Here is a 19,885-nt window from a genome sequence, read left to right on the forward strand (position 1 = left end):
AATGGAGTGGCAACTCGCAATTTTGCTGGCTTTAGTTAGTTTAATCATAATCGGTTTTATCTATTTTGACGCTAAGCGTCGTTCTAATGTTCGGAAGGAACGGATAGAAAGAGAGCTGTACCAGGAACGGTTAGCTAAAAGCAAAGATAAGTCAGGCTTCGACGATGACGGTATTGGGCAGGTTCGTGTCGTTAATAAACCTAAAAAGGATGTCAATAATGAGCACATTGAGGAGTTGTTGGAGCCTGAAATCCCTGAACCAAAAGTACAGCAGTCGGCGACTCCGCAAAATGAAGTAGTGCCAGAAGAAGAGGCTGGCGCGTTAGATGAAGTTTCCAATCACACTAACATGCCGCAGCAGGAACCCATAGAGCCAACAATTTCAGAAAGCGATATTCCGGTTCTTGATGATGCTTTGTTTGAATTTACAAAGGAAAGTTTACGTAAAGAGCCCCCTAGTGAAAAGGCCTCTAAAACCGAACCATCAGTTGAACAGCCTCAACAGACGTCTTTATTTGATGAACCTGAGGATGAGCCGACTGTTGAAGTTGAGCCTGAGTTGATATTCTCTCTATTCGTTGTTGCTGAGCAGGACAAACCGTTTCAAGGACCTGAGTTGGTTCAGACTTTAGTCGAGCAGGGAATGCGCCATGGTGAGATGGACATTTTCCACCGTCACGCACAGGCTAATGGTCGTGGTGCTGTACAGTTTAGTCTGGCCAATGCTTTTGAACCCGGTGTTTTCGATCTCAAAAAAGTCGATGATCTAGAAACTCGGGGGCTAGCTCTTTTTATGGCTCTTCCTGGTCCTAAAAAGCCGATGCAAGCCTATGAGTTAATGGTCAAAACAGCTCGTGGTATCGTTCAGGAGCTTGGTGGTTTTGTTCTTGATGCCAGCAAAAGCAACTTCAGTAAGCAGATAGAATCACATCATAAAGAGCAAATTATCGAGTTCGAACGTAAACAACTTCTGAATAAATAATAGTTTTTATAATGACGAACAGAACCGACAGCGTAAAACAAGAGTTGGAGCGGTTACGCTCCCTTATTAGTGATTACAATTATCAATATTATGTACTGGATGATCCTTCAGTACCTGATGCTGAGTATGATCGTTTATACAGACAGCTGTCAAAGCTTGAGTCTGAGCACCCTGACTTAGTCACTGATAACTCACCAACCCAGAGGGTTGGAGCCAAGCCGGATTCTGGATTCGATGAAGTTGTCCATGAGTTGCCTATGTTATCTTTAGATAATGCCATGGACGATGAAGAAATGGCTAGTTTTAATCGTAGAGTTCAGGACAGGCTGGCGATAAAAGATGACATTGAATATGTATGCGAGCCTAAATTAGATGGCTTAGCTATAAGCCTCCTTTATGAGAATGGTTTACTGACTCGTGCAGCTACTCGGGGAGATGGTATGCAGGGAGAGAACATTACTCTGAATGCCCGTACGATACGCTCAATCCCACTTGAGTTACGAACCGAAGTACCTCCTAAACGTTTTGAGGTCCGTGGCGAAGTGTTTATGCTGAAAAGTTCTTTTGAAGCGCTGAATGATGAAGCCCGTAACAATGGAGCTAAGACCTTTGCCAACCCTAGAAATGCAGCCGCGGGCAGCTTACGCCAGCTAGACCCCAAAATAACTGCCAAAAGGAACTTGTCATTTTATGCCTATTCTATGGGTATAGTTTCAGAGGAATTTGAGTTAGCTGACAGTCATTACGAACGTTTGCAGCAGGTGAAAGAGCTTGGCTTACCTGTTTCTCCGGAAGTAAAAAAAGCTAATGGTATAGATGGTTGCCTCAAGTACTATCAGGATATTATGGACCGAAGGGATTCCCTCGAGTATGAAATTGATGGTGTTGTTAATAAAGTTAACAGTATCAAGTTTCAGGAGCGCCTCGGTTTTGTTGCTCGTGCACCACGATGGGCAATTGCACATAAATTTCCAGCGCAGGAGGAAATCACACAGTTAATCGGAGTTGATTTTCAGGTCGGTAGAACTGGAGCAATCACTCCCGTTGCACGCTTAGAGCCTGTATCCGTCGGGGGTGTGACTGTCAGCAATGCAACTTTGCACAACATGGATGAGATCCAGAGGCTCGGGGTAAAGGTTAAAGATTTTGTTATAATCCGTCGTGCCGGTGATGTAATACCGCAGGTTGTTAGTGTTATAAAAGATAGACGCCCTGATGATAGTTCTGAGATTGCCGCCCCCCGAACCTGTCCTGTTTGCTCGTCTCCTGTCGAAAGGGCTGAAGGAGAAGCCGTGTTGCGTTGTACTGGAGGTTTAATTTGCTCTTCTCAGCGTAATGAGTCTATAAAGCATTTTGCTTCCCGTAAGGCTATGGATATTGATGGCCTTGGGGATAAGCTTGTGGAGGTTCTAACAGAAAAGAACTTTATCAGTTCTGTCAGTGACCTTTTTAGGCTAACAGAGAAACAATTAACGGGTTTAGAGCGGATGGGTGAAAAGTCCGCCAATAATTTGTTGAAAGCCTTAGAGAAAAGCAAAGAAACAACATTACCTAAATTTCTATTTTCCCTTGGTATCAGGGAAGTCGGTGAAGTAACAGCTAAGAATATCGCCAATCACTTCCTTACTTTAGATAAAATTATTGATGCTACTGTAGATGAGCTTATAGAGGTCCCCGATGTAGGGCCGATTGTGGCCCAGCACATACATGCTTTCTTTGATAATAAAGAAAATTTAGAGCAGGTGAAGGAGCTAGTTGAACTGGGGGTTAGCTGGCCAGAGATTGAGAAAAAGTCAGACGAGGAGTTGCCTTTGAAAGGTAATACTTATGTCATCACCGGCTCTTTTGAAGGTATTAGCAGAACAGAGATCAAAGAGCGGCTTGAATCACTTGGTGCAAAAGTCTCCGGATCAGTTTCTAAAAAGACCACCGCATTGATTGCAGGTGAAAAGGCTGGCAGCAAATTGACTAAAGCAGAGTCTCTAGGGATAGATGTTTTAGGCGCTGACTTCTTGGATAATTATATTTAACCTTATTTAGCCAGGTTGATCTGTGCCTTGCCTCCATGTTTAGAGACATATAGCGCTTTATCAGCTTCACGGATAAGATGAAGAGTATCTTTTGTTTCATTAGTTAGACCGGATATCCCGATGCTTAAAGTATAACGGCAGGATCGGTTTTCAACTATGAGCGGAATAATTCGCTCTGACACATTCGACAAGTAGTTCTTGGCAATATCCACACTTGTATCAGGAAAAATAACTAAGAACTCATCACCACCATAACGACCAATCAAGCAAGTACTGGGCAGCTCTTCCAAGAAAAGATTGGCTAAAGTTTTCAGGCATAAATCTCCAGCAGCATGCCCAAAGGTATCATTGACTTGTTTAAAGTCATCAATATCAACGAAGGCTATGGCCAATTGCTGGCTACTCTTTTTCGCCAAATTAAAATTAGACTCAAGACGGTGTAATATTGCACCACGGTTCATCAGATTTGTTAGCGCATCGGTTTCCGCTTTATCCTTAATAGAGCGCAGGCTTTCAGTATTTAACAGACACCTGATAAGCTCTGTCGCATAGTGCTGAAGAAAATCAAGCATCGAGTCTGTTGGATGAAAATTTTCAGGAACCTCAAGAATTAAGCAACTCCACTCGTGACTTCTCATCAGAACTGGAATGACAAACATATTTTGATAAGGAGATGTAGACTCTAGTTTTTGGGGGTGACCAATGTTGCAAAGCCGACTGATTTGTAGTCCGTTATGTCTGATGACACGGCTATACTTCGCCTTTTCATGATCTTTCTCAGTGTAGACATGAAGTTTGCTGTCTAACTGATAGATAGCTGCTGCACTATTGAAGTTTAACTTCTCTCTGAGTTCAGTCAGGAAGTCTTTAACTATAATGTTTTCATACTCGCTACTTTCACTGCTGTGCAGCTTGGTAGTAATTCTATTGAGTAACGTTGAAAAGTCCTTTTGTAATTCATAAGCTTGTGAGCGCTCTATGGATTCTTTTTGAGCACTATCACGTTGATGCTTCAGTTGTAATACTCGGTCAGCCAAACCCAGAGTAAAAATAGTGGCTTCCAGTAAAGAGGCAACAGCAAAACCATGATTGAAAATAAATTTTTCAGGAAGGATTGAGAACGTGGTTAATACTCTCAATACGGCAGTAATAATGAGTAGGGCAAAGGCCAATGCAAAAAAGAAAGCCTGTCTATTACCTTTATAAAGAAGTTTAGCGACCATCCAGACATAAAGTGGAACAGCTAGAACGACAAGTAGATTGGTAAGCTGCACCAACAGCTGAGGGATAGGAATCAAGATAAATGACAATACAAAAAGTGTTATGTAGGAGTATTTGAAAGCATTGATTACCTTGTGCTCAGCGGGTGCTTCCTCCTGCGTTGACATAAATTCTTGAGAAAAATTATATAGCGCGTAAAGACTCAGTGTGAAAATAGCAAATAGTATATTTTTATTATTGGCCAGTAATGATAGCGCTGGAAATTGATAGATGTAGCCACTGGAACTCATTAGGAATAGCAGGAAGCAGCTGTTATAAAATATGTATAGTAGGTATTCTTTTCGTTTAAATATCAGATAGAAAAAGGAGTTAACCAGTAGTAACAAAAATATCCCAAAAAATATCGCCGTGAAAAGCTGGTTATATTGGTTATCAACCCGGTTATAGGCGGCGTACGACCATACCGCTAAAGTGGGCTCTGTTTCCCTGTCGTGAGTGATGTTCAGGTATAAGTTTTGATCCTTATATAAACTTAAGTCAAATGTTTTAGCATGCCCCATAAACTCGGGAGCCCTGCGAAAGTCATATCGGGACTTAGTGGCGACCTTTTGCAGACCATTGTCAGTTAGAGAATAGAGAGTCGCCCGGGACAGGTGACCAGGGTTAACAACTAATAATGGGTTTTCGGGAAGACGGTCTGTATACGATATTTTATAAAGTATATTTAATACTTTCTCTGGATCATTTCCATCAATTAGAGAGTCAAGGTTTTTAATACTTTGAAATATTGGAGGTGGTGGAATATTCTGATTTAGGTTTATTTTATGGAAGCTGGTTTGTGAGGGAGTTAATTTATCTTTTGAAAAAATGAGAGAGACTGCAGAGAGTATTGCCACCAGTATTATACTGATGGCAATAGTCGCGTAGTGCAGTCTACCGATCATTTTAGTGATATGTCTCCGACATGACGTAGTTCAGGGCAGTGCCTCAGTAAGTCACCGGGAGTAACAAACATAGAGGACTGTGCTTGCAAAATTGCTAACCCCTGCCTAGGATCGGCTTTAGCTAATTCTAGCTCCTGACTGACTGCGTGAAGCGTTTGCGCAAAGTCATGTATGGAGTCCAGCAATTCGTCAGAAACAACACCTGAAGCGAGAAGTGTTTCATCGTTCATCGCATGATAAAGTTGTTTAGCCAATTGTTCGTCATCACTTTCGGCTCCCGCACTAAGGTTTGCTAGCTGAGAATTTTTGCGAGTATGCTTAAAGGCCTTAGTAATTAAGTTTGGACGAGGGCTATCAGATTTAAGGACTCCGTCCTTAATGCTCAGACGGTATGCTTTACCTGCTTCGAGATAGCATTCGAAAACAAACTGAGAGCAAACCATTGGATGTTTGTCGGGATATTTCATTTGATTGATAGCATCCAGTAGTCTTTCTGTAAGGCTCTTCAGTATTTTTAGAATGATTTTTTGTGTTTCGTCGTTTGGCGTAAACTTTTTATATAACAACAGAATACCCAGAAGGTATAGGTTGTTCATTGAATAGGGTGCCTGGCCATTCAAATACTTTGCTGCCACATCCATAACTGGCTTGAAGTCATCCACAGGTTTGTTTAGCCGCATTACGTGCACAGTTCGATCGACAAAGCGAAGCGTTGCGTCGGCAATACGGACTGCAGGTGGGGTTTCCTCCACAAGTTTTGTGGGTAACTGGTAGGTCATTGCGGCATGACTGACGGGCGCGTCAGTAAGCCAGGTTATGGCTTTTGATATCCAGCTGCCTTCTTCTGGTGAAAATAAAAGGACATCACCAGGTTTTAAGTCTCTAACGTCCATCGTCATTCCCTCACTTAATGTTTAAATATAGCGATTTCATAAAAAAAAGTATAGTGCTAAGTAAAATGCAATTTGCTAGGGTAGCATATGAGTCAAGACCAAATACAATACAAGGAGTATTCATGACATTAATTTTTCGTGTAGTTGTGCTGTTTGCCTTTCTAACATTCTCCTTAGGCAGTGTTGCCGCTGAAGACAGTTTACGGTGCACCGATTACGATGTGTTTGTTGTACGACACTTTGAAAAACAGATGACTGAACAACAAGATCCAGAACTGAGTGAGTTAGGGATGAAGCAGGCCAGAAAATTCTCTCAGCTCGAGCCCATAAAGAATGTTAAACATGGCTTTTATACTCCCTTTAAAAGAGCAAAACAGTCATTACAGTTCTTGGATGCAGAAACAAGTGAATATTCCCCAGGCGAATTGAGCCAACTCGTCACTAAAGTCAAACGTGATTTTTGTGGTGAAAGTGTAGTAGTGGTAGGGCATTCAAATACAGTCCCGCAGATTATCAAAGCCTTTGGTGGTAAGTTCAGTGTAAGTTATGCTGGTGTGGCTTTATCTAAAGAGCCCAAAATTACTTTAAATGAGTCTGACTACGGAGATGTATTTAGAATCACTTATCACAACGAGAGAGTACATCAACAGCTATACCAGATAAAGATAATGAAAAGTGAAGAATAGAATAAATAAAACCCGCAAAGCTTTTTGCTTTGCGGGTTAAACGCTTATAGCTTAATCGCTCGTTTTAGCTGCTTGCGAGGAGCTGTGTTCTCGTGAGCTGTCCTTAGCTTTTGATGTAATACTACCATCAAAGCTGTAGGGTTTTGGAGCAAATGTCATTGCCTGGATTGGCTCGTTAACAATAGCTTTACTTGCAGGAGCACTAGAGCTCGAGCCTTTAGCAGGTGTAACTGAAGAAGAAGGCGCAATAACTTTAGCTCTTGTTTGTTCCATATTGAGCTCTTCGCTTTCACTAGCCTGTGCTGGTGTTGCTTCTTCTGCTTCCTTTTCGTTCTCAGACTGTTGAGTGTAATCCAAACCAGGAACACTCTCAGCAGGTTTTTCAGCAACGTTATCGTTTTGTTGCCCATCCTGTTGTTTAACTGAAGGTGCAGTAGAAGCCTCGGCTTCGGTATTATCTGAGGTTGCTTGCTTCTCGTTGTTTACAGGTTGCTCTTTATTCACATTGTCCTGTAAAGGCTGAGCGCTGGCTTTTTCAGTATCTACAGATTGCTCTTTAGCTACAGGACCCTCTGGACTTTCCTTTGGTGTCTCATCAGAAAGAACTTCGGCAATGCTACGTTCTAGCGACTTATGCGCTTTATAGACCATAATATCCTCAGGATTGGCTTTATGCCTTTTCTGATTCTGAGGTTTGCTAGTTTGTGAGTTTTGTTTCTCGCTGGCTTGCTGCGTCTTTTGCTGAGGCTGATCCTGTACTTTATTAACTTGAGTTTGCTCAGCCTGTGGCTTAGTGCCATTCGGTTGCTGCTGCTCTACAGATGCCATTCTTTCAGCACGTGACTTTCTTGGCGGACGCTTTTCAACAGGCTGCTGTTTTGGAGCTTGCTGCTGCTTCTGTGTCTGCTGCTGCTTCTGGCGTTTATCTTGTTGTTGCGGCTTATTGCGGCCACGGTTGTACTGGCTACCTTTTGCTTGTTGCTGGCCTTTACTTTGGCTTTGATTTTGCTTTTGGCGATTGTCCTGCTGTTTACGATCATCCTGTTTGCGGTTATCAGGGCGACGGTTGCGATTGTCATAACGGCCACGATTTTTTTGTTGTCCACCACGTTGATTTTGGTGTTTACCTTTGTAGTTTTTGCTGTGCTTTTTATGGCCTTTGCCTTTATTCTGCTTTTTCTTCTTATCGCCGAACAGGGCTGTCCATAAACGCTTAAATAGACTTGGTTTCTTCTTTTTAGACTTCTTCTTTTTCGGTTTTTTAGCCGTTGAAGGAGCTGGTGGCGGGGCACTATGCTTCAAGCCTTTTAGAGCAGGCTCATCAAGGGGTGCTACCGGTTGAGTCGTACTCTTCACAAGTTCAACTTCAGGCGGTTTGCCAATCAGGCTATAGCTACTATCTTCAAGAGTTTCGCCACCTTTAACACGTAGTACTTCGTAGTGAGGGGTCTCCATATGTGGATTAGGCACTACTACTAGTCTTACTTTCTGGCGTTTTTCTATCTGCTCGATTTTGCGACGTTTTTCGTTTAGAAGGAATGTTGCAACTTCAACTGGTAGTACAGCTTGTACCTCGGCTGTAGATTCCTTCATAGCTTCGTCTTCCATTATACGAAGAATTGAAAGAGCCAGGGAATCTGTACCTCGAATCACACCAGAACCACTACAACGTGGACATACGTGCTGACTTGACTCTTCAAGAGAAGGGCGCAAACGTTGGCGAGACATCTCTAATAGTCCAAATCTTGAGATACGGCCGATCTGTATACGAGCTCGATCTCGCGCTACTGACTCTTTTAGAACCTTTTCAACTTCACGTTGATTTCGGGGCGGTCCCATATCGATAAAGTCAATAACAATAAGGCCACCAATATCACGAAGACGTAATTGGCGTGCAATTTCTTCAGCTGCTTCTTTGTTTGTATGAAGAGCTGTTTCTTCGATATCGCCACCCTTAGTTGCTTTAGCGGAGTTGATATCAATAGAAAGAAGCGCTTCTGTTTGGTCAAAAACTACCGAGCCACCCGAAGGTAGGCGGACTTCTCTCTGGAACGCACTTTCAATTTGGCTTTCGACTTGATAACGATTAAATAATGGAATCTCGTCTTTGTAATATTTTACTTTGTGTACAAAGTCAGGTCGCTGGTACTGAAGTTCAGTTTTAATGCGATCATGAATTTCCTGGCGGTCGACGATGATTTCGCCAATGTCCGGACGCAAATAATCACGAATTGCACGTGTTACAACATCCGACTCCTGTGTAATCAGGAATGGGGCGGAGCGTTTACTGGAAACATCTTTAATATTCTTCCAGAACTCCAGAAGGTAGTTGAAATCATAATTAATTTCTTCAAGGCTTTTACCAACACCTGCGGTACGGACAATGCAGCCCATACCCTTCGGCACCTGAAGTTGGTTCATGATTTGTTTCAACTCAGAACGTTCTTCACCTTCAATACGACGTGAGATGCCGCCTGCTCGTGGGTTATTTGGCATCAATACCAGATAACTACCAGCTAAACTGACTGAAGTGGTTAATGCTGCACCTTTATTGCCACGTTCTTCTTTATCAATCTGGACAATAATTTCCTGGCCTTCTTTAAGTGCGTCCTTGATTGTTGGGCGGCCTTTGTGCGGAGGGTTGTGCATGTATTCACGCGCAACTTCTTTTAGAGGGAGGAAGCCATGGCGTTCAGCGCCATAGTCTACAAAAGCTGCTTCAAGACTCGGTTCGATCCGTGTCACTTTACCTTTGTAGATATTACCTTTTTTCTGTTCTCTTCCTGCTAACTCAATATCTAAATCATATAGGCGCTGGCCATCGACCATCGCCACACGCAACTCCTCATTGTGGTGAGTTGCGTTTATTAACATACGTCTCATTGTATAAAAATCTCTCTTTTTATGTACTGCGGACACAGTGAGAGTTAGAACAGAACTTTAGGAACAGGTTGAAATCCCCGCATTAACATGTTGTTAATAGGGTGTTTTTACTTCTGGATTAAACAATTTCGACTAAAATAGTCTGCCATATTGTTGTTATTCCACGCTTAATAAATAAACCATTTTCCTGTTTGGCTATTTCACGTCTTACCGCCTTTGTGCGTAAAAGAAGCCAAACCAACCGAGCTTTTCTTGTTAGCCCTACTATTCTGCTAATTCACCGGTCCGGTGTTATAACTATAAAATTCTTTCTTGGGGTATCGGTATCACCCTGTACAGCTTCCTGCACTCAATGGAATTACATCCAATACCATAATATATGAGGCTCACTTTCTGTCGATTGTCTTAATTTTCAATCAACTAGCCTCGCTTCTGATCGGAGCTCTACAGCCCCGCACCGATATTATAGACAGTTATACTATCACGGGCAATAACTATTTGATTTAACTTATTGATTTTGGTTGTTTTAAGGTGTTGTTTTATTCAATTTTAGGGTATAGTTGCGGCCGATGAATAAAGATTCCCGTCCAAAAGTCCGGTTTGTCGAGGTGAGTCCTGAAGAAGAAGGGCAAAGAATCGATAATTACCTGGTCAAGAAGCTTAAAGGTGTCCCCAAATCGCGTATCTATAAGATGTTGCGAAAAGGAGAGGTGCGCGTTAATAAAGGACGAATAAAAGCCGAATATAAAATAGAGGCGGGTGATTCGGTCAGAATACCACCCGTTCAGACTGCCGAACGAAAGCAAGAGGTTCCTGTAAAGCTCAACATAGTTCAGTCACTAGAGGATGCAGTTATTTATGAGGACGATAGGGTTATCGTACTTAATAAGCCATCAGGCATGGCTGTCCATGGTGGAAGTGGTATGAGTTTCGGCGTAATTGAAGCCTTGCGCGCCCTCAGGCCAAAAGCACCATTCCTTGAATTGGTACACCGTCTGGACCGCGACACCTCTGGCTGCTTGATGATTGCAAAGAAACGCAGCGCTCTGCGTTATATTCATAAGCAGTTACAGGAAAAGACCATCAAAAAGCGGTACTGGGCTTTAGTCAATGGCATTTGGCCGGCCAAACTTAAGTTTGTTGATGCACCTTTAAAAAAGCACCAGGTTAAATCTGGTGAACGTCTGGTACGTGTTTCCGAGAGTGGAAAACCATCATTAACCAGTTTCAGAGTCATCGAACGTTTTAAAGATTTGAGTTTAGTGTCTGCCGAGCCAGTTACAGGCCGTACCCATCAGATCCGCGTCCACGCCCAGTCGGTCGGACACGGTCTCGTCGGTGATGATAAGTATGGTGATGATATGGTAAATCAAAAGTTCAAGAAAAATGGACTATGTGACCGCCTTTTTCTACATGCTTATTCTCTCGAATTTAAAGTAAAGCCTGATGCAAAGCCGATAAAAGTTAATGCTCCTTTACCCGATAATCTTGATAATACGCTTCTTCAATTAAGGAAGTCGTAAATATGCTATCTCTCGAAACACCCCTTATCGTGTTTGACTGGGACGGAACCTTGATGGATTCAACGGGACGAATTGTTTCTGCCATGCAGACTACAGCGCGAAACCTGGAGTTGCCCGTACCAAGTGATGATGAGGTCCGATCCATTATTGGTTTGAGTTTGGGTGTTTGCTATGAAAAACTTTTTCCTGGAGTTGATGATCACGATTGGATTACTGAAGAATACCGCTATCAGTATGTAGAGGGTGATCGCACGCCAAGTCCAGTCTTTGAGGGTGTTGTTGATGTGCTTACCAGTCTGAAAGATCAGGGTTATTATCTGGCTGTTGCTACGGGTAAGGCCAGATATGGTATAGACAGAGTCCTGAATGAGTCAAAACTGAAACAATTTTTTGACAGGACCATCGCCAGCGATGAGGCTCAGGGAAAACCTCATCCTGAAATGCTTCATACTCTTTTAAAACACTTTGGATTGGTTTCAGAACAAGCTGTTATGGTGGGGGATACCAGTCATGATTTAAAAATGGCTCAAAATGCTGGAACTCATAGTGTTGGAGTCAGTTATGGGGCTCATAGGGTTGAGCTATTAAAGCAGCACTCACCTATGGCAATAATCGATGATATTCGTGAGCTTATAGGCAAGCCTTAACCTGTTCGGCTAAGGCTGTTTACTACAAAACCTATTGGTATAGTTCTTTTTGTAACTGAGTTAACTGACTTAAAACCTCTTCAGCATGTGTATCTGGGTCTACATCAGAGTAGTGATGCACAATGTTACCTTCAGGATCAATTATGAATGTTTCTCTCTCTGCATATTCCATTGGACCAAAACCTCCTAACACCTTATAGGCTTCACTGACTGTCTGCTCAGTATCTGACAGTATAGTGAAAGGTAGCTTATAAGCAGCTGCAAAGTCTTTGTGAGACTCTACATCATCGAGAGATATGCCTACGATGTCCGCATTGATTGCTTGATATTGCTTATACTTATCACGGAAGTTTTTTGCTTCTGTGGTGCAGCCAGGAGTGTCATCTTTTGGGTAAAAGTACAAAACTAACCACTTATCCTCGAAGTCTTTTAAACTCTTCCATTCTCCACTTTGATCTTGAAGTTTGAAGTCTGGAGCTAAGGCTCCAACCCATTGAGAATTTGCTGCAACAGTTGCGCTAAAAACCAGCCCAATTAGTAGTAATAATATACGTGACATAAGCTTTCCTATGGTTAAGATAGACACTATTTGCATAGCATAGCAAATCCTCATCAATTTTGCGTGAATGAACTACTGAAAATATAGAGAACAATAATATGTATCCGGTTGAAAATATTAGTATCCCAACGATTGAGACTGAGCGCTTAATATTAAGGGCTTATAGAAGTGATGACTTAGATAAATATTACGAGATGATGGCTGATCCTGATATTAACCGGTTTTTGATGTCTGGTGAACCTATGAGCCGTCATGAGGCCTGGCGAAGTGCTGCTACAATGGCGGGGCATTGGATGCTTCATGGCTTTGGTCAATGGGCTATTGAAGAGAAAAGTAGCGGGGAGTTTATCGGTCGTTGCGGCATGATTGAGCCTGAAGGATGGCCAGCTAAGGAGATCGGCTGGGTACTGCATAAAAGTGCCTGGGGTAAAGGGTATGCTACTGAAGCAGCCAAAGCGGCATTGAAGTACGGGTTTGAAACAATGAAGTTGGATAAAATTATCAGTTTAATTCAACCCGATAATATAGGCTCTGTTGCTGTTGCCAAGCGTATTGGCGAGTCCTATAGTAAGAAAATAACACTATTCGGTAAGGATGCTGATGTATATCAAATTTCCAAAGAAGAGTTTCAGGCACTAAAGGAGTGATATGTTAAAGGTCGACCACGGTGATATCACGCAATTAGATGTTGATGTAATTGTAAATGCTGCCAATAAAAGCTTATTGGGAGGCGGTGGCGTCGATGGTGCTATTCATCGAGCTGCTGGCCCAGCTTTGTTAAAGGAGTGCGAAAGTCTTGGTGGCTGCGAAACAGGTGACGCAAAAATCACAAAAGGATATAACTTACCCGCCCGATACGTTATACATACGGTAGGTCCTGTCTGGCATGGTGGGGATGCTAAAGAGCCCGAGCTTCTTTCTAGCTGTTATAAGCGATCCCTGGAAATTGCAGAAGAGAAGGGATTGAAAAGCATTGCTTTTCCCTGCATCAGTACTGGTATCTACGGTTACCCAAAAGAGCAGGCGGCTGCAGTTGCAGTAAATACCTGCCGTCAGCAGACTGCGTCACTGAGGTCTGTTGAGTGCATTATTTTTTGCTGTTTTGATACAGAAAGCGTTATGATTTATAAGGAGCTATTGAAAAAGGCATAAGCCACATGAGTTTTGTTAAACATAACAGTTCTCAATACCCGCAACAGCTTATCAGAGAAGCTGATGGCTTAGAGCTTCTTCGTGAAACGATAAAGCAACATAAGGTACCACATCTTAGAATCCCCACCGTAAAATCAGTCAATGAGACAGAGCTTGTTCTGCAACGAATTACAGCTACCCCTTCGACCTCGGAAGCCATGCAGAGCTTGGGGGAGGGGCTTGCTAGACTCCATATGATAGAGTTCAAGGAATATGGGTTGGAACAAGATAATTACATTGGCCTAAACCCACAAATGAACGGTATCTTTAAAACCTGGGGTGAGTTCTTTTACGAGCAACGCTTGTTGTATCAAGTCAACTTAATTAGTCAGTCTGTTATTAAGAACAACTTTTTGATGATTTTGCATGAACACAAAGAGGCTTTAATTAGCTGGCTTGATGACAGTTGCCAATATCCCAGCTTAGTTCATGGTGACCTCTGGTCAGGTAATGTTTTGTTTGATGAAAAAGGGCCATGGCTTATTGATCCCGCTGTTTATCACGGTGACAGAGAAGTTGATCTGGCAATGAGTGAAATGTTTGGTGGTTTTAACCATCATTTCTATGATGCTTACGATGAAGTTTTCCCTCGAACCTCAGAATATGATACAAAGAAAAAAGTTTATAACCTCTATCACTATTTGAACCATTTTAACTTATTTGGTGAGGGGTACCTATCCGAATGTCAGAGAGGTATGGATGTCATTAAAGAGTTATAGCAACTAATCAGCAGATAAATGCTTAGCAACTTTAAGAAGAATTAAAATATTTGCTTTTCTCTGGTTATACCGACAGATACCATACAATTAGAACAGGCATCAACATTATTGGCATACTTTAAAAAGAGTTTTGGGGAGCCCATAAACCGTGAGTCACAACATAGAATCATCCCATGAGAACAAAACCGTCTCTTTAGTGCTAGGCAGCGGTGGCGCGCGTGGTCTTGCGCACATTGGTGTTATACATTGGCTTGAAGAGCATGGGTATGAAATTAAGTCCATAGCTGGTAGCTCAATGGGAGCTGTGATTGGCGGAATTTACGCGGCTGGGAAGCTGGATGTATACGAGGAGTGGATTCGCACGCTAAACAAAGTCGATATCGTTAGGCTGCTAGACGTTTCCTGGAGAGGGAAAGGCCTGGTTAAAGGTGATAAGCTGTTTAACAAACTCATTGATCTCGTTGGGAATGAGCACATTGAGAACCTCCCAATATCCTACACGGCAGTGGCTTCGGATATTAAAAATGAAAAAGAAGTCTGGATGAATTCGGGCAAGCTGTTTAACGCCATCCGAGCATCAGTATCCATACCTTTATTTTTTACACCGTACAACTATAGGGGCGTTATCCTCATAGATGGGGGAGTTCTAAACCCAATACCTATTGCTCCGACGTTCAGTGATGAGACAGACCTTACTATTGCCGTAAACCTGGGGGGCGATGTGGAGCGTCTTGAAGAAGAGGAAGAAGAAAACCGCCCGGTAAAACAGTATCTGACATCTTTTGCCAGTAAGTTTTCTGGCTTTACTGAGTGGTTTAAAAAGAAGCTCAAAACTACAGAGAAACTGGACTGGAGTGCTTATGATATTGCCAATCAGGCTTTCGATGCGATGCAGAGTACGATTGCTCGACAAAAGTTAGCAACTTATCCACCCGATTATGTTGTAGAGATTCCAAAAAACGTATGCGGTACTCTGGAGTTTGATAGAGCTAAAGAAGTCATTGAGCTGGGCTATAAAAAAGCTGAAGAAACATTTGCTGTTAAAAAGAAGTGATGCAAGTAAGCAGGATTAGCTAATACAACTACCGAGCTAACTGATATGGATAAAAAATCTCAAAGGGACAAAGCTGTAGAGCGGGTTATCATCATCGAAGGTTTGGCAAACCTTGTGGTTCTTATTGCTAAATTTTTCGTCGGCATAATGACCGGCTCCCTGGCCATTATCGGTGACGCCATCCACTCTCTGACAGATGTAATCAATAATATCGTTGCATGGATGGTTATGCGGGTATCTAGTGCTCCACCAGATAGAGAACACCCCTATGGGCACAGAAAGTTTGAAACTCTGGCAGTATTTTTTCTCGCTTCATTGCTGATTGTTTTAGCATTTGAGCTAGCAATGCACGCGGTTAATAAAGAAAGTACCGTGATAGTTAGCTCGGGTTGGGGTTTAGCTATTATGCTGGGAATCTTAGTTGTTAATATTGCTCTCGCCACCTGGGAGCGGAAAAAAGCTAAGGAACTTAATTCTGATATTCTTCTTGCTGATGCCAGTCATACATTCGCGGATGTTATGACAACCATTGCTATCATTGTGGGTTGGCAGCTATCAGCGATGGGCTATTACTGGTTAGATAGAGTCGCTGCTTTAGCAGTATCTGGCTTTATTTTTTATCTTGCCTACACATTATTCAAAAGGGCACTACCAGTGCTTACAGATAAATACGCACTGGATCCTGAGACGCTATCAAGTGCAGTGATTGAGGTGAATGGAGTTCTGAAGGTGAGTAAAGTGCGTTCTCGCTGGATTGGCGATGAGAAGTTAGTCGACCTAGTGATAGCCGTGGCTCCACAGCTATCAACTGAAGAGTCTCATCAAATAACAAATAATATAGAAACAATGTTAGCCGATAAGTTTGATGTGTCTGATATATCCATTCACGTTGAACCTTATCGGCCTATGTAAACACTGCTTAATTAGATTACCCGGATGCCAAGTTTTCGTAAGCTCTCGCTTAACGTAATGAGTGGTAAGCCAATTAGGGCTGTGGGATCTTTGGAGGACAAAGACTCAAATAGAGCGATGCCCAGACCTTCGCACTTAAATGAACCGGCACAGTCAAGAGGCTTCTCACGCTGAACATATCGCTTTATTTCTTCATGAGTTAAGTCTCTGAATTTAACCTCTGTCAGTACTACGCTGAGATCCTTGTCTTCTTTTTCTGACTCCATTACGCAGAGTGAAGTATAAAAAGTAACTGTTTTACCACTACAGCCCATTAGTTGTTGAATGGCTTTCTCTTCGGTGTACGGCTTACCCAGAATTTTGCCATCGAGCACGCAAACCTGATCAGAACCAATAATAATGCTGTCAGGGTGGTTTAGCGATACAGCTAAGGCCTTTTGCTCCGCCAGACGCGCTACATGCTCCACTGGCTCTTCATCTGGGAAGGGCGTTTCATCTATATTCGGCGACTCGCAGCTGAAGCTTTCTACAACTCTGCTGAGCAACTCCTTACGATATGGAGAGGAGGAGGCGAGAACGATATTGGTAAAGTTTCTAAGATTTGTCATATAGGTACTTGTTGTTGGGGCCGAAAAGCCTTAGAATTTCAGCTAGATAGAGCACATTTTGTGGCAATTAGCCAAAAAATCAACCGAATGTTGGAATTTAAGGCAGATTTTCACTAAAAGTTGTGTGTTTACTTTGACTAAAACCCAAGATAACTGTATTATTGCGCGCCTATGTCAAGTCGCAGGTTACCGGCGTCAATTGATCCATATAAATTTGCGGATCAAGAGAAAGAGATAAACGCCACACTCGATCTGGAATACTTAGACAGATTTCGTAAGGAACTAGCTTCCGATAAAGGCGAAATTGTCTGCAGTATCAAAGGAGATAGAGTTGAAGACACTCGAATCACTTTGCTTGAGCTTAGTCTCAAAGGCAAGGTATCTCTCGTTTGTCAGGGCTGTTTAGAGCCTTTTGATTACGAGTTGAACCACGACGTGATTATTTATCCCGTCTACTCAGAAGAGCAGATGGATAGGGTACCCGATGATGGTGACCCGGTTTTAGTCGATGACGATGGCTTACATTTGAAGTCGGTAGTCGAAGATGAATTGATTTTATCGCTGCCTGCAGTACCTCTTTATGGGGAATGCGAGCAGATGGAAGCCTACGAATCCGGAGAGCTTCCAGAAGAAACGATTGAGCAGGCGGGAAAAGATAACCCTTTTAACGCACTGAAAGATTTAAAGTTTGATTAAGCAGGAGATTTAAAATGGCTGTACAACAGAATCGCAAAACTCGCTCTAAGCGTGGTATGCGTCGTTCGCACGACTCTTTAACAGCACCAACGTTGTCAGTAGAGAACGAAACTGGTGAAGTTCATCGTCGTCACCACGTGACTAAAGACGGTTTCTACAAAGGTCGTAAAGTAGTTTAATAGCTTTCTATTAAATTCACTTGGTTTTTGATCAAACGGTTTTACCGTGACAAAAACGTTAGCGATTGATTGCATGGGGGGCGATTATGGCCCCTCTGTTATTATTCCCGCAGCAATTTCTGCGCTGCAACAACACTCTGATCTTCACGTTTATCTTGTTGGCCCTCAGCAGGAAATACAATCCCACATAAAAAATACTCGGCCTTATACTGACCGTCTGCATATTGAACCTGCGTCAGAAGTCATTGGTATGTCTGAAAAGCCATCAGCAGCCTTACGTCGTAAGCCAGATTCTTCTATGCGCAAAAGCTTGGAGCTGGTTCGTGACGGAAAAGCAGACGCCTGCGTTAGCTCCGGTAATACTGGTGCTTTAATGGCCTTGGCAACGGTCCTTATCGGAACTTTGCCTGGAATTGAACGCCCAGCAATTACGGCTGAGTTACCAAACCGCAAAGGTTCAGTCACTAACATGCTGGATCTTGGTGCTAATATTGATGCCAGTGCTGAACAATTGACCAGTTTTGCTGTAATGGGGCACGTATTGAGTGAACTGGCTGATGGCATCAATAACCCAAGAGTTGCACTACTTAATATTGGTGAAGAGGCTATTAAAGGCCGTGACAGTATAAAATTGGCTGGGGATATGCTTTCAAATCAGTCGCAAATTGATTATGTTGGGTATATTGAAGCGAATGAAATTTTCGATGGCAACGTTGATGTTATCGTTTGTGATGGCTTCACAGGAAACAATGTATTGAAAGCCTGTGAAGGAATTACACGGTTTTTGTATAACCAGTTAAAAACTGAGTTTACCAGCGGTCTATGGAGTCGTGCAGTATCAGCACTAGTCTGGCCGCTACTGAAGCGTTTTCATCGTCGCATCAACCCCGACCAGTATAATGGAGCAAGTCTGTTAGGATTACGCGAAATAGTTATTAAAAGTCATGGTTCAGCAGATAGCAATGCAACTTTATTTGCTATTAACAAGGCGATTACAGAAATAGAGCGACAGGTGCCTCAAGCTATTCAAGACAGGGTTGCTCAATTATTACTAAGTGCAGATAATGAAGACTAGAACTCTTCTTAATGATTAAAATAAAAGGTAGATAGTGTGAAACATTCTCGAATTCTTGGCATGGGAAGTTATTTACCAGAAAAGGTATTAACCAACGCCGATCTGGAGAAAATAGTAGAAACGTCAGATCAATGGATTACTGAGCGTACCGGTATTAAAACTCGCCACATTGCTGCAGATGACCAGTCGGCTTCTGATTTAGGCGTAGAAGCTGCGAAAAAGGCTATTGAAGATGCGGGTATTGATGCTAAAGACATTGATATGATTATTGTAGGTACTGCAACTCCCGATAAAATGTTTCCAAGTTCTGCTTGTTATATCGGCGATAAGCTGGGTATTGGTGGCGTTCCCGCGTTTGATATTACAACGGCCTGTCCTGGTTTCGTTTATGGTTTGAGTATTGCGGATCAGTTTATTAAAACAGGCCACCGTAAAAATGTATTGGTTGTTGGTACAGAGGTTTTATCGCGACTGGTTAACTGGGAAGATCGCACCACTTGCGTTATTTTCGGTGATGGGGCAGGTGCCGCTGTTGTAACTTCCAGCGAAGAGCCAGGTATTCTTTCGACTCATATCCATGCCGACGGTGGTTATGGTGATTTGTTGTATTGTAATAATGGTCTGCGTGGTCAATTAGGTGATTTCCCAGAGCCTCAGATTGTTATGCGTGGCAATGAAGTCTTCAAGGTTGCTGTCAAAACATTAAGCAGCATTGTCGATGAGACTTTGGAAGCCAATAACATGAGTAAAGATGATATTGATTGGCTTATTCCACACCAGGCTAATATCCGCATCATTCAGGCCACTGCTAAGAAATTAGGTGCCGGTTTGGATAAAGTCGTTGTGACTGTGGATAAGCATGGTAACACTTCGAGCGCTTCAATTCCGTTGGCGATGTGTGAAGCTATTGCAGATGGTCGAATTAAGCGTGGCGATGTGTGTCTGCTTGAGAGTTTTGGAGGCGGATTTACATGGGGGTCCGCTTTGATAAAGTACTAAAATTCGTGTATTTCGGTTATGCATTGTTAAAAATCTTTTTTATCTGCTCAGGGTCTGCCCCTTGGGTATTTAGAATAACTAAAC

Annotated in this window: 19 protein-coding genes; 14 read left to right on the top strand and 5 right to left on the bottom strand. The window is 42.6% G+C overall.

From position 1 onward, the window contains the following. Position 1 precedes the first annotated feature (1 nt). Together zipA and ligA are read left to right on the top strand one after the other, a co-directional pair. Positions 2-982, top strand: a complete 981-nt coding sequence (gene zipA / locus KS2013_RS05390; protein WP_068990827.1) for a cell division protein ZipA — start codon at positions 2-4, stop codon at positions 980-982. A gap of 11 nt (positions 983-993) precedes the next feature. Beyond that, a complete protein-coding gene (gene ligA, locus KS2013_RS05395; protein WP_068990828.1) occupies positions 994-3,012 on the top strand; it encodes an NAD-dependent DNA ligase LigA in 2,019 nt (672 codons plus the stop codon). A gap of 2 nt (positions 3,013-3,014) precedes the next feature. Here the strand turns inward: ligA and KS2013_RS05400 are convergent, their stop codons facing one another. Both KS2013_RS05400 and KS2013_RS05405 read right to left on the bottom strand, forming a co-directional pair. Next, positions 3,015-5,177: a sensor domain-containing diguanylate cyclase gene (locus tag KS2013_RS05400; RefSeq protein ID WP_068990831.1), complete on the bottom strand. Its 2,163-nt coding sequence runs from the start codon at positions 5,175-5,177 to the stop codon at positions 3,015-3,017. Further along, on the bottom strand, positions 5,174-6,076 hold the full coding sequence (locus tag KS2013_RS05405) for a hypothetical protein (protein ID WP_156768971.1): 903 nt from the start codon (positions 6,074-6,076) through the stop codon (positions 5,174-5,176). The genes KS2013_RS05400 and KS2013_RS05405 overlap by 4 nt, the downstream gene beginning before the upstream one ends. Positions 6,077-6,192: 116 nt before the next feature. Here KS2013_RS05405 and KS2013_RS05410 point away from each other — a divergent pair, with 116 nt between their 5' ends. After that, entirely contained in the window at positions 6,193-6,756 is a 564-nt protein-coding gene (locus KS2013_RS05410) for a phosphoglycerate mutase family protein (protein ID WP_068990836.1), read from the top strand. A 51-nt stretch (positions 6,757-6,807) separates the two neighbouring features. Here KS2013_RS05410 and rne read toward each other — a convergent pair whose 3' ends face one another. Further along, on the bottom strand, positions 6,808-9,639 hold the full coding sequence (gene rne / locus KS2013_RS05415) for a ribonuclease E (protein ID WP_068990839.1): 2,832 nt from the start codon (positions 9,637-9,639) through the stop codon (positions 6,808-6,810). Between the two features lie 569 nt (positions 9,640-10,208). On the opposite strand from rne, the gene rluC reads away from it, so the two are divergent. Beyond that, positions 10,209-11,162 (top strand): 23S rRNA pseudouridine(955/2504/2580) synthase RluC, encoded by a 954-nt coding sequence (rluC, locus tag KS2013_RS05420; protein WP_068990843.1) that lies wholly within the window; start codon positions 10,209-10,211, stop codon positions 11,160-11,162. A 2-nt stretch (positions 11,163-11,164) separates the two neighbouring features. Continuing rightward, positions 11,165-11,809: an HAD-IA family hydrolase gene (locus KS2013_RS05425; RefSeq protein ID WP_068990846.1), complete on the top strand. Its 645-nt coding sequence runs from the start codon at positions 11,165-11,167 to the stop codon at positions 11,807-11,809. 31 nt (positions 11,810-11,840) lie between these two features. Here the strand turns inward: KS2013_RS05425 and KS2013_RS05430 are convergent, their stop codons facing one another. Beyond that, positions 11,841-12,368: a peroxiredoxin gene (locus tag KS2013_RS05430; protein ID WP_156768972.1), complete on the bottom strand. Its 528-nt coding sequence runs from the start codon at positions 12,366-12,368 to the stop codon at positions 11,841-11,843. Positions 12,369-12,466: 98 nt separating this feature from the next. Between KS2013_RS05430 and KS2013_RS05435 the strand changes: the two genes are divergently transcribed. The 5 genes from KS2013_RS05435 to KS2013_RS05455 all read left to right on the top strand — a co-directional run bounded on the left by KS2013_RS05435 (position 12,467) and on the right by KS2013_RS05455 (position 16,244). Beyond that, on the top strand, positions 12,467-13,015 hold the full coding sequence (locus KS2013_RS05435; protein WP_083217796.1) for a GNAT family N-acetyltransferase: 549 nt from the start codon (positions 12,467-12,469) through the stop codon (positions 13,013-13,015). A 1-nt stretch (position 13,016) separates the two neighbouring features. Beyond that, positions 13,017-13,520: an O-acetyl-ADP-ribose deacetylase gene (locus tag KS2013_RS05440; protein WP_068990853.1), complete on the top strand. Its 504-nt coding sequence runs from the start codon at positions 13,017-13,019 to the stop codon at positions 13,518-13,520. 5 nt (positions 13,521-13,525) lie between these two features. Beyond that, positions 13,526-14,278: a fructosamine kinase family protein gene (locus tag KS2013_RS05445; protein ID WP_068990857.1), complete on the top strand. Its 753-nt coding sequence runs from the start codon at positions 13,526-13,528 to the stop codon at positions 14,276-14,278. A gap of 148 nt (positions 14,279-14,426) precedes the next feature. After that, entirely contained in the window at positions 14,427-15,332 is a 906-nt protein-coding gene (locus KS2013_RS05450) for a patatin-like phospholipase family protein (protein WP_228703758.1), read from the top strand. 45 nt (positions 15,333-15,377) lie between these two features. After that, positions 15,378-16,244 carry a cation diffusion facilitator family transporter gene (locus KS2013_RS05455; protein WP_068990859.1) on the top strand — a complete coding sequence of 289 codons (867 nt, stop codon included), beginning with the start codon at positions 15,378-15,380 and terminating at the stop codon, positions 16,242-16,244. Positions 16,245-16,255: 11 nt separating this feature from the next. Here the strand turns inward: KS2013_RS05455 and KS2013_RS05460 are convergent, their stop codons facing one another. After that, positions 16,256-16,852: a Maf family protein gene (locus KS2013_RS05460; protein WP_068990860.1), complete on the bottom strand. Its 597-nt coding sequence runs from the start codon at positions 16,850-16,852 to the stop codon at positions 16,256-16,258. Between the two features lie 171 nt (positions 16,853-17,023). Between KS2013_RS05460 and KS2013_RS05465 the strand changes: the two genes are divergently transcribed. The 4 genes from KS2013_RS05465 to KS2013_RS05480 are packed head-to-tail and all read left to right on the top strand — an operon-like array spanning position 17,024 to position 19,801. Further along, positions 17,024-17,548, top strand: coding sequence for a YceD family protein (locus tag KS2013_RS05465; protein ID WP_068990863.1), 525 nt, complete (start codon positions 17,024-17,026; stop codon positions 17,546-17,548). 14 nt (positions 17,549-17,562) lie between these two features. Further along, a complete protein-coding gene (gene rpmF / locus KS2013_RS05470; protein ID WP_068990866.1) occupies positions 17,563-17,727 on the top strand; it encodes a 50S ribosomal protein L32 in 165 nt (54 codons plus the stop codon). A gap of 46 nt (positions 17,728-17,773) precedes the next feature. Beyond that, entirely contained in the window at positions 17,774-18,802 is a 1,029-nt protein-coding gene (plsX, locus tag KS2013_RS05475) for a phosphate acyltransferase PlsX (protein ID WP_071890128.1), read from the top strand. 36 nt (positions 18,803-18,838) lie between these two features. Beyond that, positions 18,839-19,801 carry a beta-ketoacyl-ACP synthase III gene (locus tag KS2013_RS05480; RefSeq protein ID WP_071890131.1) on the top strand — a complete coding sequence of 321 codons (963 nt, stop codon included), beginning with the start codon at positions 18,839-18,841 and terminating at the stop codon, positions 19,799-19,801. Positions 19,802-19,885 lie beyond the last annotated feature (84 nt).

The organism is Kangiella sediminilitoris (assembly GCF_001708405.1).
Lineage (GTDB): Bacteria > Pseudomonadota > Gammaproteobacteria > Enterobacterales > Kangiellaceae > Kangiella > Kangiella sediminilitoris.

What these genes read in the sequence shown, in the direction of transcription:
- zipA (WP_068990827.1), top strand. Translation starts at nt 2, where the DNA reads ATGGAGTGGCAACTCGCAATTTTGCTGGCTTTAGTTAGTTTAATCATA.
- ligA (WP_068990828.1), top strand. Translation starts at nt 994, where the DNA reads ATGACGAACAGAACCGACAGCGTAAAACAAGAGTTGGAGCGGTTACGC.
- KS2013_RS05400 (WP_068990831.1), bottom strand. Translation starts at nt 5,177, where the DNA reads ATGATCGGTAGACTGCACTACGCGACTATTGCCATCAGTATAATACTG.
- KS2013_RS05405 (WP_156768971.1), bottom strand. Translation starts at nt 6,076, where the DNA reads ATGACGATGGACGTTAGAGACTTAAAACCTGGTGATGTCCTTTTATTT.
- KS2013_RS05410 (WP_068990836.1), top strand. Translation starts at nt 6,193, where the DNA reads ATGACATTAATTTTTCGTGTAGTTGTGCTGTTTGCCTTTCTAACATTC.
- rne (WP_068990839.1), bottom strand. Translation starts at nt 9,639, where the DNA reads ATGAGACGTATGTTAATAAACGCAACTCACCACAATGAGGAGTTGCGT.
- rluC (WP_068990843.1), top strand. Translation starts at nt 10,209, where the DNA reads ATGAATAAAGATTCCCGTCCAAAAGTCCGGTTTGTCGAGGTGAGTCCT.
- KS2013_RS05425 (WP_068990846.1), top strand. Translation starts at nt 11,165, where the DNA reads ATGCTATCTCTCGAAACACCCCTTATCGTGTTTGACTGGGACGGAACC.
- KS2013_RS05430 (WP_156768972.1), bottom strand. Translation starts at nt 12,368, where the DNA reads ATGTCACGTATATTATTACTACTAATTGGGCTGGTTTTTAGCGCAACT.
- KS2013_RS05435 (WP_083217796.1), top strand. Translation starts at nt 12,467, where the DNA reads ATGTATCCGGTTGAAAATATTAGTATCCCAACGATTGAGACTGAGCGC.
- KS2013_RS05440 (WP_068990853.1), top strand. Translation starts at nt 13,017, where the DNA reads ATGTTAAAGGTCGACCACGGTGATATCACGCAATTAGATGTTGATGTA.
- KS2013_RS05445 (WP_068990857.1), top strand. Translation starts at nt 13,526, where the DNA reads ATGAGTTTTGTTAAACATAACAGTTCTCAATACCCGCAACAGCTTATC.
- KS2013_RS05455 (WP_068990859.1), top strand. Translation starts at nt 15,378, where the DNA reads ATGGATAAAAAATCTCAAAGGGACAAAGCTGTAGAGCGGGTTATCATC.
- KS2013_RS05460 (WP_068990860.1), bottom strand. Translation starts at nt 16,852, where the DNA reads ATGACAAATCTTAGAAACTTTACCAATATCGTTCTCGCCTCCTCCTCT.
- KS2013_RS05465 (WP_068990863.1), top strand. Translation starts at nt 17,024, where the DNA reads ATGTCAAGTCGCAGGTTACCGGCGTCAATTGATCCATATAAATTTGCG.
- rpmF (WP_068990866.1), top strand. Translation starts at nt 17,563, where the DNA reads ATGGCTGTACAACAGAATCGCAAAACTCGCTCTAAGCGTGGTATGCGT.